This window comes from Phenylobacterium sp. (genome assembly GCF_035539035.1).
GTDB lineage: Bacteria > Pseudomonadota > Alphaproteobacteria > Caulobacterales > Caulobacteraceae > Phenylobacterium.
Genome location: NZ_DATLJI010000016.1, coordinates 804,570 through 819,437, shown reverse-complemented (window position 1 = coordinate 819,437; position 14,868 = coordinate 804,570). Strand labels below are relative to the sequence as shown.

The window sequence follows — 14,868 nt, the reverse complement described above, 5'->3', positions numbered from 1 at the left end:
TGGCCGCGGGCGTGATTTATTCGTGATGGTTTCGCGATGAACGAGCACGTCGCACTGAAGTGGCCGGGGCTGGACCTCGCCCGGGAGCTGCCGTTCAGCCTGGCGGGGACACAGGTGCGCCCCGCCGCGCTGGAGGTGGAGACCGACGGCGCCGTCACCGCACTCGAGCCGCGGGTGATGAAGGTGCTGGTGGCCCTCCACCGCTCGCGCGGGCATCCGGTGAGCCGGGACGAACTCATCGACCTGTGCTGGGGCGGACGGATCGTCACCGAGGGCGCGCTGAACCGCTGCGTGGCCCAGCTCAGGAAGGCGCTGTCGGCCAATCCGCGCATCCGGCTCGATACCATCGCCACGGTGGGCTACCGGCTGCAGGCGAGCGCGGACGTGCATCGCGTGGCCGCGCCGGCGGCGGAGCCGGAGGCCCGGGGGGAGGCGCCGAGGCGGGCGGTCCCGCGGCGGCTCGTGGCGGCGGCCGTGCTGGCGCTGGCGGCGGCTGCGGCGGGCGCCTGGCTGACGCTGCCCCGGCCGGTGGACTGGACGGCCCAGGCCTATCATCCTCTGACGGCGGAGCCGGGCCTGGAGACCCACCCGGCGCTATCGCCGAACGGCGAGCAGATCGTCTACAGCCAGCGGGCGGACGTGACCGGCCGGCGTGATCTCTACATCCGCGGCGTGGAGCAGGGGACGCCGGTGCGGCTGACCTCGCACGCCGACGACGACTTCAGCGCCGCCTGGTCCCCCAGGGGCGACCGAATCGCCTTCATCCGCACGCCGCCGGACGGGCCATGCACGGTGATGGTGGTCCCCGTGCCGCAGGGCCCCGAACGAATGGCCGGACGCTGCCAGCAGGCGACCTTCACGCGCGTCAGCTGGCTGGACGACCAGACGCTGGTGATCGGCGACCGGCCGTCGCCGACGACGCTGTGGCGGATCCGGGCGATCGACATCCGCACGGGCCGGGCACGCGACCTCACCGCGCCAAGTCCCGCCACCCTCGGCGACGCCGACCCGATGGTCTCGCCGGACGGCCGCTACGTCGTCTTCCGCAGGACCCTGATGCACGGGGCGGACGACCTCTTCCTGAAGGACCTGCGCACTGGGCGGGAGCGGGCGCTGACCACCGACGGCTGGAAGGCGGCGGGCTATGTCTGGTCGGCGGACAGCCGGCACATCTTCTACTCGTCCAACCGCGGCGGCGAGTTCGGCCTGTGGACGGTGGACACCCGGATCGACGCGGCGCCGAAGCGGATCAGCCTGGGGCTGGGCCAGCTCACCTTCAGCCGGATGTCCACCGACCGGAAGAACCGTCTGGCGGTGGAGGCGCCGCGCGGGCGGACCAACATCGCCGCGCGCCTGCCCTCAGGCGCGGTGGTCCCGGTGACCGACGCCGCCGGGACCGACTGGGAGCCGGAGGCCGGGGCGGACGGGACGGTGGCCTATGTGTCGAACCGCTCGGGCTCGCCGGAGCTGTGGGTGACCCATCCCGACGGCCAGTCGGTGCGGCTGACCTCGATCGTCGGCAGCTACGTCACCGCGCCGTCCTGGTCGCCGGATGGCCAGAGCCTGGCCTTCGTGGCGGTGAAGGGCAGGCGTTCCGACATCTACACTGTGGGCCGCGACGGCTCGCGGCTACGCAGCGTCACCTGGGACGGGCTCGACAAGCTGGAGCCCGTCTGGGGACCGGGGAACCGGCTCTACTACCTGGAGCGGACGGGGGGCGGATACCGGCTGATGCAGGCGAGCCTGGGCTCGGAGGCTCAGCCTCAGCCCGTGCCCGGCGGCGCCGGCTGGCGGGAGCTGAAGGCGGGTCCGGACGGGCGGCTGTTCGGGCTGCGGTTCGGCGGCGAGACGGTGGTGGCGCTGTCGGGCCAGGCGCCGCCGGTGCGCGTCCGGGGCTACGACACCTGGGCGGTCGGCCGCGACGGGATCTATGTGCTGACCCAGCGCCGGCAGGACGCGCCGGCGGTCTGGCTGCACCCCTGGCAGGGCGCGCCGCGGAAGCTGATGGACGTCCCCACCTCCGGCGGCTCGATCGGCGTGGCGCCGGACGGGCGGGTGCTGTTCTCGCGCAACCTCGACGACCAGGTGGACCTGGGGCTGTTCGACCTCAGCGCCGGCTAGCTACTGCGCGGCCTGTTCCTGGGCGTAGCCCAGGAGCTCGTTCAGGCGCTCCAGCACGGTGATCGCGGCGTCCGGCACGACGGTGCCTGGGGTGAAGACCGCGGCGACGCCCATCTCCTCCAGGGTCTTGAAGTCCTCCGGCGGGATCACGCCGCCCACGACCACCAGGATGTCGGGCCGGCCGAGCTTCGCCAGCTCCGCCTTCAGCTCTGGGACGAGGGTCAGGTGGCCGGCGGCCAGCGAGCTGGCGCCCACCGCATGGACGCCGTCCTTCACCGCCTGGGCCGCGGTCTCGGCGGGGGTCTGGAAGAGATCGCCGATCTCGACCTCGAAGCCGAGGTCGGCGAAGCCGGAGGCGATCACCTTCTGGCCGCGGTCGTGGCCGTCCTGGCCCATCTTGGCGACCAGGATGCGCGGCTTGCGGCCGTCGGCCTGGGTGAAGCTCTCGACCATGGCCTTGGCCCGCTCGGCGGCGGGCGTGGCGCCGGCTTCGCGCAGGTAGACGCCCTTCACGGCGTCGGCGTGGGCCTTGTGGCGGTTGAACACCCGCTCCAGGGCGTCGGAGATCTCGCCGACCGTGGCCTTGGCGCGGGCGGCCTCGACGGACAGCTCCAGCAGGTTGCCGCCGCCCGCCGCGCCGTTGGAGAGCGCGGTGAGCGCCGCCTCGACGGCCTTCGGGTCGCGCTCGGCGCGCAGGCGCTTCAGCTTCTCGAGCTGGCGCTCGCGCACGGCGGTGTTGTCCACCTTCAGCACCGGGATCTCGTCGGCCACGTCGGGGCGGTAGCGGTTGACGCCCACGACGCTCTGCAGCCCGGCGTCGATGCGCGCCTGGGTGCGGGCCGAGGCCTCCTCGATGCGCCGCTTGGGCAGGCCGTCCTCGATGGCGCGGGCCATGCCGCCCAGGGCCTCGACCTCGGCGATGTGCTCCAGGGCGCGGGCGGCGAGGTCGGCGGTCAGGCGCTCCACGTAGTAGGAGCCGCCCCAGGGGTCGATGACCCGGGTCTGGCCGCTCTCCAGCTGCAGGAAGAGCTGGGTGTTGCGGCTGATGCGGGCCGAGAAGTCGGTGGGCAGGGCCAGGGCCTCGTCCAGCGAATTGGTGTGCAGGCTCTGGGTCTGGCCGCCGACCGCGGCCATGGCCTCGATGGCGGTGCGGGCGACGTTGTTGAAGACGTCGTGGGCGGCCAGCGACCAGCCGGAGGTCTGGGTGTGGGCGCGCAGCGAGAGCGAGCGGGCGTCCTTCGGATCGAACTCCTGCTTCATGAGCCGCGCCCAGAGCAGGCGCGCGGCGCGCTGCTTGGCGATCTCCATGAAGGCGTTCATGCCGGCGTTCCAGAAGAACGACAGCCGCGGCGCGAAGCTGTCGACCGGCAGGCCCGCCGCGACGCCCGCGCGGACGTATTCGATGCCGTCCGCCAGGGTGTAGGCGAGCTCCAGGTCGAGCGTCGCCCCGGCTTCCTGCATGTGGTAGCCGCTGATCGAGATCGAGTTGAACCGCGGCATCTCGCGGCTCGTGTAGCCGAAGATGTCCGAGACGATCCGCATCGAGGGGACCGGCGGGTAGATGTAGGTGTTCCGGGTCAGGAACTCCTTGAGGATGTCGTTCTGGATGGTGCCCGAGAGCTTGGCGTGCGGCACGCCCTGCTCCTCGCCGGCCACGATGTAGAGCGCCATGATCGGCAGGACCGCGCCGTTCATGGTCATCGACACGCTCATCTTGTCGAGCGGGATGCCGTCGAACAGGGTGCGCATGTCGAGGATCGAGTCGATGGCGACGCCCGCCATGCCGACGTCGCCCTTCACCCGCGGGTGGTCGGAATCGTAGCCCCGGTGGGTCGCCAGGTCGAAGGCGATGGACAGCCCCATCTGACCGGCCGCCAGGTTGCGGCGGTAGAAGGCGTTGGAGTCCTCGGCCGTGGAGAAGCCCGCGTACTGGCGGATGGTCCACGGGTTGGTCAGGTACATGGTCGGGTAGGGGCCGCGCAGGAACGGCGCGAGGCCCGGATATCCCGCGAGCGTGTCGAGCCCGGCGGTGTCGGCGGGGCCGTAGGCCGGCTTGACCGCGATGCCTTCCGGCGTGGCCCACGGCTCGCCCGAGGCGGGCGCGGGCGGGGTCAGGTCGGCGTCGAACGCCAGGGTGGCGAAATCGGGGAAGCTGGTCATTTCTCGAAGGCCTCCGAGAGCCGGATGGGCCGGAGCGGCTCGCACCGGCCGTCGGGGCCGGGCAGGGCGGCGGACGGGGCGTCGACGGCCTTCGGCTCCGCGCGCTCGACCTCGACGGGGGTGTCCTTGTCGGGCGGGAAGGCGTTGACGCCGACGAGCTTGGGCTCGGGCCGGGCGGCGACGGCGGCGGCGACCTCCCGGGCCACGAGACCGGAGGTGAGCGCGGCGACGATCCCGCCGGCCGCCTCGATGGCCTGCAGCTTCTCCCAGGCGGCGCGGGCGATGCGGTCGGTGAGCGCCTCGACGTAGCCGGAGCCCGCAGCGGGGTCGGCGACGCGGCCCACGTGCGCCTCCTCCATCAGGACCAGCTGGGTGTTGCGGCTCTGGCGGCGGGCGAAGGCGGTGGGCAGGCCCATGGCGTCGGTGAAGTTACCCAGCACGACCGCGTCGGCCCCGCCCACGGCCGCGCCGAAGCCGGCGGCGGTCAGGCGGATCATGTTGGTCCAGGCGTCGCGGGCGGCGAGCATCCGGCGCGAGGTGCGGGCCTCGACGCGGGCGGCCGGCGCTGCGCCGCATGCGGCGGCCACGCGAGCGAAGACGGCGCGGGCGGCGCGCAGCTTGGCGATGGACAGGAAGTAGTCGGCGTCGGCCGAGAGGCCGAGGGTGATCCGGGCGAAGGCCTCGGCCATGGGCATCCCGGCGCGGACCAGCGCCCTGGCGTAAGCGATCGCGCCGGCCGCGGCGAAGGCGACCTCCTGGGCCTCGCCGCCGCCGGCCTCGTGGACCACGCGGCCCGAAGCCAGGAAGAGCTGCGCCTGCGGATAGGTCTCGGCCAGGCGCACGCCGACGGTGGCGGCGCTGACCAGGTGGCCCTCGATCGGGCCGGGACTCGCGCCGGCGTCGGCGAAGGCGCTGAGCGGATCCATGTGGAAGTTGAGCTTGGCCCCGGGGGAGGCCTTTGCGACCGTCCCCAGCCAGTCGGCGGCCTTCGGACCCAGGAACCCGGCGTCCAGGGCGACGGGGGCGAGCTCGAGGATGACGCCCTCCAGCACCCGGGCGAGGCCGTCGGCGGAGCCTACCGCCACGCCGGCCTGGCCGGTGGGATCGATCCGCACCACGGCGGAGGCCGCGCCGCCCTGCAGGTCGGCGAGGATCTCGGCGTTGGCGCGGCTGGCGTCGGGATGGGCGGTCAGCGTGCGCAGGTCCCAGGCGCGGTCGGCGTCGAACGGCCGGGCCGGGAAGGCGGCGGGCGCCGGCGCGGCCGCATAGAGCGGCGCGATCGGCAGGCCCTCGGCGGTGGTCTTCTCGAGCGAGGCGAAGGGCGCCTCGCCGAGCGTCTTGGTCACGAGGGCGCGCCAGGCGTCCTCGGTGGCGGGCGGGAAGTCCTGGGCGAGAAGGCTGGTGTCGGCCATGGGGCGAAATGGGCCGGAAGGCCGCGGGGCGTCAAGCTCACGCAGGGGCAGCGGGCAACCGGAATCGCCCTCTAATGGTTAAGCTCTTGAGCCAGATTCGAGGGGACCGATGCCGACCGTCGATTACACCTACTTCCGCGACATGGCCTGGGACTGGGGGCCGGCGCTCGCCGCGGCGATCGCCATCCTGGTGGTCTCCCATTTCATCGCCAAGGGCGTGCAGTGGGGCGTCGCCCGCATCGTCGACCGCGCGCCGGGCATGAGGAAGCACAACGAGGGCGCGGCCCCGCGCGAGACCACCGGCTACCAGCTGGGCCAGCTCGGCTACTGGCTGGTGCTGCTGATCGGCGTGGTCGGCGCGCTCTCGACGCTCGGGCTGACCGAGATCGTCACCCCGCTGAACGGGCTGCTGATCGAGGTGATGGCCTTCGTGCCCAACCTGATCGGCGCGGTGGTGATCTTCGTCGTTGGCCTGGTGGTGGCGACGCTGGCCCGCCGGGTGGTGGAGGCGGCGCTGAACGTGGCCCACGTGGACAGCTGGCTGGAGCGGGCGGGGCTCGCCAAGCTCACCGGCGCCTCGGGCCTGGCGCGGACCTTCGGCACCCTGGTCTATGTGCTGATCATCATCCCGGTGACCATCGCGGCCCTGCAGCAGCTGGGCATCAGCGCGATCTCCGAGCCGGCCGTGGCGGTGCTGGCCACCGTGCTCGACGCCCTGCCCCGGCTCATCGCGGCGGCCATCGTGCTGGCCATCGCCTACCTGATCGGCCGCTGGGTGGCGGGCCTGATCGAGCAGGTCCTGCCGTCGTTCGGCTTCGACAGCAGCCTGCAGGCCCTGGGCATCGGCGGCCCCTCGGCGGCCGATCCCAAGGACATGGCCGAGCCGCCGCCGCCCGGCGGGATCACGCCGTCGAAGGTGGTGGCCCGGCTGGCGCTGGTGGCGATCATGCTGTTCTCGGCCGTGGAGGCCGCCCGCCTGCTGGCCTTCGCCGCGGTGGCGGTGATGCTGACCGAGGTGCTGGAGCTCGCCGGCCACGTGCTGTTCGGCGGGGTGATCATCACCGTGGGCGTGCTGATCGGAAACTTCCTCGCCAACCTGATCGACCGCTCCACCAACGGCGCCGACAGCTTCGCCTCGACGATCGTGCGCTGGGCGACCATCGCGCTCGCCACCGCCATGGGCCTGCAGTTCATGGGCATCGCCGACGAGATCGTGATCCTGGCCTTCGGCCTGGTGCTCGGCTCGGCGGCGGTGGCCGCGGCGCTGGCCTTCGGCATCGGCGGCCGGGAGACGGCCGGCAAGCTGCTCGAGAAGTGGACCCATCAGGCGGAGACCAAGCCCAAGCCGCCGGTCCGCCGGCCGCAGGTCCGCCCGCCGACCCGGACGCCGAAGATCTGACTTGCCGGACGCTGCGGCAGCCTTTGAGGCTTGCGGGACCGCAGAAGTTTTGCGTACGTTGTAAATTCAACATTGTCCAAGGACCCGCCCATGGCCCTGCCGCCCGTGCTCCGTGACCGCCTGCGCCTGCCGGTGATCGGCTCTCCGCTGTTCATCATCTCCGGGCCGGACCTGGTGATCGCCCAGTGCAAGGCCGGCATCGTCGGCTCCTTCCCGGCGCTGAACGCCCGGCCGGCGTCGCTGCTGGAGGAGTGGCTGCACCGGATCACCGAGGAGCTGGCCGCCTGGGACCGGGACCATCCGGACACCCCCTCGGCGCCCTTCGCGGTGAACCACATCGTCCACAAGACCAACGACCGGCTCGAGCACGACCTCGAGATGTCGACCAAGTGGAAGGCGCCGATCGTGATCACCTCCCTGGGCGCGCGAGAGGACGTGAACGCGGCGGTGCACTCCTATGGCGGCGTGGTGCTGCACGACATCATCAACAACCGCTTCGCCCAGAAGGCGGTGGAGAAGGGCGCCGACGGCCTGATCGCGGTGGCGGCCGGGGCCGGCGGCCACGCGGGCCAGCTTTCGCCCTTCGCGCTGGTGCAGGAGATCCGCGAGTGGTTCGACGGGCCGGTGGCGCTGTCGGGCTCGATCGCCAACGGCCACGCCATCCTGGGCGCCCAGGCCATGGGCGCGGACCTGGCCTACATCGGCTCGGCCTTCATCGCCACGCAGGAGGCCAACGCCGACCAGGCCTACAAGGACATGATCGTCGCCTCGGCGGGCGACGACATCGTCTACACCAACCTCTTCACGGGCGTTCACGGCAACTACCTGAAGCCCTCGATCATCGCCGCGGGCCTCGACCCCAACGACCTGCCGCAGTCCGATCCGTCGCGGATGAACTTCGGCTCGGGCGGCAACCAGAAGGCCAAGGCCTGGCGCGACATCTGGGGCTGCGGCCAGGGGATCGGCGCGGTGAAGGACGTGCCGCCGGTCGCCGAGATGGTGGGGCGCCTGGCCGCCGAGTACGAGGCCGCCAAGGCCGAGTTGGCGGCGAAGACCTCGCTGACCGCAGGCCGCGCGCTGCTGGCGGCGGAATAGCCGCGGGTCTATAGTCGCTCCACCGGGTCCTCGCGGATCGCCCGGTGAGGCGGCGACGTCCAAGCATCCGCTCCGATGCCCGTGCGCGGGCGGAAGGAGCCGGGACGATGGACGCCCAATCCCCTGAGAGATGGAAGGTCGCGCTGGTCTGGCGCGGCGCGCGGCCGGCCGACGGGTTCGGCCGGTTCGAGGCCGTCGCAGACGCGCTGGCCGAAGCGGGCCTGGCGCCCGAGCCCTGTCCCTATGCCGAGGAGGAAGAGGCGGCGGCGCGGGCGCAGCTCCTGGCCAGCGACGCCGCCCTGGTCTGGGTCAACCCGCTGCAGGACGGCCGCCGGCGCACGGCGCTCGACGCCCTGCTGCGCGAGGCGGCAGCGGCCGAGGTGCTGGTCAGCGGCCATCCCGACGTCATCGACCGGATGGGCGTGAAGGCGGTCCTCTGGCGCACGCGTGAGATGGGCTGGGGCAGCGACGTGCGCTTCTACGAGACGGCGGCGGCGTTCGACGCGGATTTCCCGCGGAGCATGGCGGCCGGCCCGCGCGTGCTGAAGCCCAACCGCGGCAACGGCGGCCAGGGGATCTGGAAGGTCGAGGCCGTCCGGGGCGCGGGCGAGGTGCGGGTGCAGTCGGCGGAGGACGACGCCGTGCGGACGCTGCCGCTCGCCGACTTCATGGCCGAGCGGCGGGCGGAGCTGGCCGACTGCGACGGCTTCGTGGACCAGGCGTTCCAGGCTCGCGTCGGCGAGGGCATGGTCCGCTGCTACATGGCGGGCGGTACGCTGGCCGGCTTCGGCGCCCAGAAGGTGCAGGCGCTGGCGACGCCCGGGACGCGGGGCGAGCCGCGGCTCTACTCCGGCCCCGAGGACGCGCGCTTCCCGCGCCTGCGCGCGGTGATGGAGGCCGAGTGGACGCCGCAGATGGCCGGTCTGCTGGGCCTCGACCCGCAGGACCTGCCGGCGATCTGGGACGCCGACTTCCTGCTGGGGCCGCGCGATTCGGCCGGCGAGGACGGCTATGTCCTGTGCGAGATCAACGCGAGCTCGGTCTTCCCCATCCCGCCAGCCGCGGCGCCGGCCATCGCCCAGACGATTCGGGCGCGGCTGTCGGCACGATCCGCCGCCGCCCGGCGCGCACCCTTATCCGGATAAGATAAAATGCGTGAAAAAACCGCGACTTATCGTCCGCGTTAGAAAAACTCTTCATACCTCTAGTTTATACCTACTCGCCGACTAGGAATTAGCAGGGGTAGCTTCACCCCTGCTGCTGACAGGGGATGAAGATGACCAACCGGATGATCCGAGCGGCCGCTCTCGCGGCGCTCCTCAGCAGCGTCGCCCCGGCCGCCCTGGCCCAGGCCGTGTCCACCGCGCCCACGCAGGGCGGCGGCATCAGCCAGGAGCAGGCGCTGTCGCTGACCGCGCGCCTGGATGCGCTGGAGCGCCGAAACCAGGAGCTGGAGGCCCAGATCGCCGGCCTGAAGGCCGACGTGGGCTCGACCGCCAAGGTCGTGAAGGACCAGTCCGCCAACGCCAAGACGACGCTGGCCAACGGCCGGCCCACGGTGAGCAGCGCCGACGGCCAGTTCACCGCCACCCTGCGCGGCGTCTTCCAGCTCGACGGCGCCCGCTACGACCAGGACGAGGCCGGCCCGCTGGCTTCCGATCACCGCCGCGGCTCGTTCGGCGACGCGGTCGAGGCCGACCGGGCCCGCGACCTCTCCGACGGCTTCAACTTCCGCCGCGCCCGCCTCGGGATCGAGGGCAAGGCCTTCGGCGACTGGAACTACAACCTGCTGCTCGACTTCGGCGGCTCGGGCACTGAGGAGGCGGGCAAGATCAACGCCGCCTACATCGAATACACCGGCCTGAAGAGGGTGCGCCTGCGCGGCGGCGCCTTCGCCACGACGACCGGCCTGGAAGACGCCACCCCGCACCCGTCCTCGCTGTTCCTGGAGCGGCCGGCGGTGGCTGAGCTGGTCCGCGGCCTGGCCGGCGGCGACGGCCGCGTGGGCCTGGCGGCGATCACCGGCGGCGAGCGCTGGTCGGCGCACGCCACGGTCACCGGCAACGTGGTCGGGACCCAGACCTACGACGAGGCCCTGGGCTTCGTGGGCCGGGTCACCTTCTCGCCGCTGCACGGCGAGGACTGGACGACCCACCTGGGCGCCAACGCCAACATCATCATCAACCCAGCGGCCAACGGCCCGGACGTCTCCGGGCTCGGCGCGCCGCAGCCCGTGCGCCTGCGCGAACGGCCCGAGAACCGGGTCGACCCCACCCGCCTGGTGGACACCGGAAGCATCGACGCCGACGGCGTGACCGCGCTCGCCCTGGAAGGGGCCTGGCAGTACCGGAACTTCATGCTCGCGGGCGAGCACTTCTGGATCGACGTGGAGCGCCGCGCGAGCCCGCTGGCCGATCCGGACTTCTCCGGCTGGTACGTGCAGGGCGCCTGGACGCTGACCGGCCAGCCGCGCCGCTACAATCCGGGCACGGGCGGCTTCGACGCGCCGAAGGTGGACAAGCCGTTCAACCTGAAGTCCGGCGCCTGGGGCGTCTGGGAGCTGGCGGCCCGCTACTCCACCCTCGACCTGAACTACGGCCTCTCGGGCCCGGTCGCCTCGGCGATCCGCGGCGGCGAGCAGGAGATCGTGACGCTGGGCCTGAACTGGCACCCGAACCAGGTCGTCAAATTCATGGCCGACTTCCAGCACGTCGAGGTCGACCGGCTGTCGCCGGGCGGCACGGCTTTCGGGGCCGGGGCGCTCACGCCGCCGGCCGGCGCCCAGGTGGGCCAGGACCTGAACATCTGGTCGATCCGGACGCAGTACTCCTTCTAGCCATGAGGACCTGACATGACCTCCACCCAGCTCTCACGCCGTGGGCTGATCGCATCCGCCGCCGCCGCCGCAGGCCTCGCCGCCTGCTCGCCGAAGGGGGACGCGGCCGGGAGCCAGGGTGGAGGGACCGTCAAGCTCCTCAACGTCAGCTACGATCCGACACGCGAACTCTACAAGGAGATCAACGCCGCGTTCGCCGCCGACTGGGCCGGCAAGCACGGCGGCCAGAAGGTCGAGGTCGAGCAGAGCCACGGCGGCTCGGGCAAGCAGGCCCGGGCGGTGATCGACGGCCTGCAGGCCGACGTGGTCACCCTGGCGCTCGGCGGCGACATCGACGAGATCGCCACGCGGGCGAAGCTCCTGCCGGCCAACTGGCAGAGCCGGCTGCCGAACAACTCCGCGCCCTACACCTCGACGATCATCTTCCTGGTCCGGAAGGGCAACCCGAAGGCGATCCGCGACTGGGCCGACCTGGTGAAGCCGGGCGTCGGGGTCATCACCCCCAATCCGAAAACCTCGGGCGGCGCCCGCTGGGCCTACCTGGCGGCGTGGGCTCACGGGCTGAAGGGCGGCGGAGAGCCGGCCGCACGGGCCTATGTCGCGGGCCTGTTCAAGAACGTGCCGGTGTTGGACACCGGCGCGCGGGGCTCCACCACCACCTTCGCCCAGCGGCAGATCGGCGACGTCCTGCTCTCCTGGGAGAACGAGGCGCGGCTGACCATCGAGGAGTTCGGGCCGAACTTCGACGTTGTCTATCCGTCGAGCTCGATCCTCGCCGAGCCGCCGGTGGCGCTGGTCGACGCCAACGTCGACAAGCACGGCACGCGGGCCGCGGCCCAGGCCTACCTGGAGTTCCTCTACACGCCCGCCGCCCAGGACATCATCGGCAAGCACCACTTCCGGCCCCGGGACGCCGCGGCCCAGGCCAAGTACGCGGCGAGCTTCCAGTCCCTGCCGCTGGTCACCATCGACCAGGCGTTCGGCGGCTGGGCCAAGGCGCAGGCTGCGCACTTCGCCGACGGCGGCGTGTTCGACCAGATCTACAAGCCCACGTGACCGAGCCCCTCTCGATCCCGAGCGTGCTCGGGCCGGACCGGGGGCCCCACAGGGTCCTCGGGCGGTTCCGGCTGTCCAGGCTGGCCGAGCGGTCGATCCTGCCGGGCTTCCCGCTCGCGCTCGGGATCACGCTCGCCTACCTGGGCGTGATCGTGGTGCTGCCGCTCACCGCGCTGGCGGTGAAGCCGTGGGAGCTGGGCGTCTCCGGCGTCTGGGCGGCGCTGAGCGAGCCCCGGGTGGCGGCGGCGCTCAAGCTGTCCTTCGGCGTCTCCGCCCTGGCGGCGCTGGTGAACGCCCCGCTCGGCCTGCTCCTGGCCTGGACGCTCACCCGCTACGCCTTCCCGGGCCGGCGGCTGCTGGACGCGCTCGTGGACCTGCCGTTCGCCCTGCCGACCGCGGTGGCGGGCATTGCGCTCACCGCCATCTATGCCCCCACCGGTCCGCTCGGCGCCCAGTTCGCCAAGCTGGGGATCAAGACCGCCTATTCGCCGGTGGGGATCTTCATCGCGCTGGTCTTCATCGGCCTGCCGTTCGTGGTCCGCGCCATCCAGCCTGTGCTGCAGGACCTCGATCGCGAGGTCGAGGAGGCGGCCCAGACGCTCGGCGCCAACGACCTGCAGCGCATGGTGCATGTGGTGCTGCCGGCCGTGGCGCCGGCGATGATCAGCGGCGTCAGCCTGGCCTTCGCCCGGGCTGTCGGCGAGTACGGCTCGGTGGTGTTCATCGCCGGCAACATGCCGCTGAAGACCGAGATCGCGCCGCTGCTGATCGTCATCAAGCTGGAGCAGTACGACTACGCCGGCGCCGCGGCCGTCGGCCTGGCCATGGTCGCGATTTCGTTCGGCGCCCTGGTGGTGATCAACGCCGCGCAGGTGTTCCTGGCCGGACGGGGGCGGCGATGAGCAACGCCAACGGGAGCGTTCGCCTGCCGGGGCTGGCGCCGCTGTTCGTGACCGCCTCTGTGGCGGTCATGGGCGTGCTGGTGCTGCTGCCGCTCTACACCGTCTTCCACGACGCCTTCTCGAAGGGCGTGGGGGCCTATCTGGCGGCGATCCGCGAGCCGGACGCGCTGGCGGCCATCCGGCTGACCCTGACGGTGGCGGCGATCTCGGTGCCGCTCAACGCCGTCTTCGGCGTGGCGGCGGCCTGGGCGGTGACCAAGTTCGAGTTCCGGGGAAAGAGCTTCCTGCTCACCCTGATCGACCTGCCGTTCTCGATCTCGCCGGTGGTCTCGGGCCTGGTCTGGGTGCTGCTGTTCGGCGCCCAGGGCTGGTTCGGCGCCTGGCTGATCGAGCACGACGTCAAGATCATCTTCGCCACCTCGGGCCTGGTGCTGGCGACGGTGCTGGTCACCCTGCCGTTCGTGGCGCGCGAGCTGATCCCGCTGATGCAGGACCAGGGCTCGGACGAGGAGGCGGCGGCGCTGACGCTCGGGGCCGGCGGCTTCACCACCTTCTTCCGGATCACCCTGCCCAACATCAAGTGGGCGCTGCTCTACGGCGTCCTGCTCTGCAATGCGCGGGCGATGGGGGAGTTCGGCGCGGTCTCGGTGGTCTCGGGCCACATCCGCGGCCAGACCACCACCCTGCCGCTGCACGTCGAGGTTCTCTACAATGACTATGACTTCGTCGGCGCCTTCGCGGCCGCCAGCCTCCTGGCCAGCCTCGGGCTCGTCACCCTGGTCCTCAAGACCCTCCTCGAATGGCGGTACTCCGGTGAACTTGCAGCCAGCCGCCGACACTAGCCCGCTGTCACTGGAGATCCGCGGGGTCTCCAAGTCCTTCGGCCGCTTCCCGGCGCTGAAGGGCGTGTCGCTGCAGGCCAGGGACAAGGAGTTCCTGGCCCTGCTCGGCCCCTCGGGCTCGGGCAAGACCACGCTGCTGCGCGTGCTGGCGGGGCTGGAGCAGCCGGACGCCGGCGAGGTGAGCTTCGGCGGCGAGGACTTCCTGTCCCTGCCGGTGCGCAAGCGGCGGGTGGGGATGGTGTTCCAGCACTACGCCCTGTTCCGCCACATGACGGTGGCCCAGAACATCGCGTTCGGGCTGACGGTGCGGCCGCGGCGCGAGCGGCCGGGCAAGGCCGAGGTGGCCGAGCGGGTGCGCGACCTGCTCTCGCTCGTGCAGCTCGAGGGCCTCGACAAGCGCTATCCGGCGCAGCTCTCCGGCGGCCAGCGGCAGCGGGTGGCGCTGGCCCGGGCGCTGGCCATCGAGCCGCGGATGCTGCTGCTGGACGAGCCGTTCGGGGCGCTCGACGCCCAGGTGCGCCGGGAGCTGCGGCGGTGGCTGCGCGAGCTGCACGAGCGGACCGGCGTGACCACGGTCTTCGTCACCCACGACCAGGAGGAGGCGCTCGACCTCGCCGACCGGGTGGCGATCCTGAAGGATGGCGAGCTCGTCCAGCTCGGCACGCCCAACGAGGTCTATGAGGATCCGGCGACGCCCTTCGTCTACGACTTCCTGGGCGCGGCCTGCCGGCTGCCGGGCCGTGTGGACAGCGGCCGCCTGCTGGTCGCGGACTGGGAGACCCAGGCTCCGAAAGGCGCGGGAGATGGCGCGGTGGAGGTCTTCTTCCGCCCCGACGAGGTGGCCTTCGCGCCCCTGGACGGCGCCGGGCTCGCCGCGGAGGTGCGCGCCGTCGCCCAGCGCGGTCCCGACGTGCGCATAGAGTGCGCCATCGAGGGCCAGGTCTTCGAGCTGGAGGCGCACGGACCCACCATGCCGGCCGGGGTCGCCCCCGGCCTGGCGGTGCGGGTCAAGCCCATGCGGCCGCGAGTCTATCCCGCGGGCTGA

11 protein-coding genes are annotated in these 14,868 nt (G+C 72.1%); 9 read left to right on the top strand and 2 right to left on the bottom strand.

The window, feature by feature from the left end:
• The first annotated feature begins 36 nt into the window (after positions 1–36).
• Positions 37–2,121 (top strand): winged helix-turn-helix domain-containing protein, encoded by a 2,085-nt coding sequence (locus tag VM685_RS17920; protein WP_325461538.1) that lies wholly within the window; start codon positions 37–39, stop codon positions 2,119–2,121.
• On the opposite strand, the gene scpA is transcribed toward VM685_RS17920, so the two are convergent.
• Positions 2,122–4,281, bottom strand: a complete 2,160-nt coding sequence (gene scpA, locus VM685_RS17915) for a methylmalonyl-CoA mutase (protein ID WP_325461537.1) — start codon at positions 4,279–4,281, stop codon at positions 2,122–2,124.
• Positions 4,278–5,693: a methylmalonyl-CoA mutase family protein gene (locus VM685_RS17910; protein WP_325461536.1), complete on the bottom strand. Its 1,416-nt coding sequence runs from the start codon at positions 5,691–5,693 to the stop codon at positions 4,278–4,280. Before VM685_RS17910 ends, scpA begins: the two co-directional genes overlap by 4 nt.
• A 109-nt stretch (positions 5,694–5,802) precedes the next feature.
• On the opposite strand from VM685_RS17910, the gene VM685_RS17905 reads away from it, so the two are divergent.
• From VM685_RS17905 to VM685_RS17870, 8 genes are all read left to right on the top strand, one after another.
• On the top strand, positions 5,803–7,092 hold the full coding sequence (locus VM685_RS17905) for a mechanosensitive ion channel (RefSeq protein WP_325461535.1): 1,290 nt from the start codon (positions 5,803–5,805) through the stop codon (positions 7,090–7,092).
• A 90-nt stretch (positions 7,093–7,182) separates the two neighbouring features.
• Positions 7,183–8,187: a nitronate monooxygenase family protein gene (locus VM685_RS17900; protein WP_325461534.1), complete on the top strand. Its 1,005-nt coding sequence runs from the start codon at positions 7,183–7,185 to the stop codon at positions 8,185–8,187.
• Positions 8,188–8,294: 107 nt separating this feature from the next.
• Positions 8,295–9,332, top strand: coding sequence for a Cj0069 family protein (locus VM685_RS17895; RefSeq protein WP_325461533.1), 1,038 nt, complete (start codon positions 8,295–8,297; stop codon positions 9,330–9,332).
• Between the two features lie 131 nt (positions 9,333–9,463).
• Positions 9,464–11,023, top strand: coding sequence for an OprO/OprP family phosphate-selective porin (locus tag VM685_RS17890; protein ID WP_325461532.1), 1,560 nt, complete (start codon positions 9,464–9,466; stop codon positions 11,021–11,023).
• Between the two features lie 15 nt (positions 11,024–11,038).
• Complete coding sequence (locus tag VM685_RS17885) at positions 11,039–12,079, top strand: sulfate ABC transporter substrate-binding protein (protein ID WP_325461531.1); 1,041 nt, start codon at positions 11,039–11,041, stop codon at positions 12,077–12,079.
• Positions 12,076–12,981 carry a sulfate ABC transporter permease subunit CysT gene (gene cysT / locus VM685_RS17880; protein ID WP_414693389.1) on the top strand — a complete coding sequence of 302 codons (906 nt, stop codon included), beginning with the start codon at positions 12,076–12,078 and terminating at the stop codon, positions 12,979–12,981. The genes VM685_RS17885 and cysT overlap by 4 nt, the downstream gene beginning before the upstream one ends.
• Positions 12,978–13,823 carry a sulfate ABC transporter permease subunit CysW gene (gene cysW, locus VM685_RS17875; protein WP_325461530.1) on the top strand — a complete coding sequence of 282 codons (846 nt, stop codon included), beginning with the start codon at positions 12,978–12,980 and terminating at the stop codon, positions 13,821–13,823. Before cysT ends, cysW begins: the two co-directional genes overlap by 4 nt.
• Positions 13,801–14,868 carry a sulfate/molybdate ABC transporter ATP-binding protein gene (locus VM685_RS17870; RefSeq protein ID WP_414693401.1) on the top strand — a complete coding sequence of 356 codons (1,068 nt, stop codon included), beginning with the start codon at positions 13,801–13,803 and terminating at the stop codon, positions 14,866–14,868. The genes cysW and VM685_RS17870 overlap by 23 nt, the downstream gene beginning before the upstream one ends.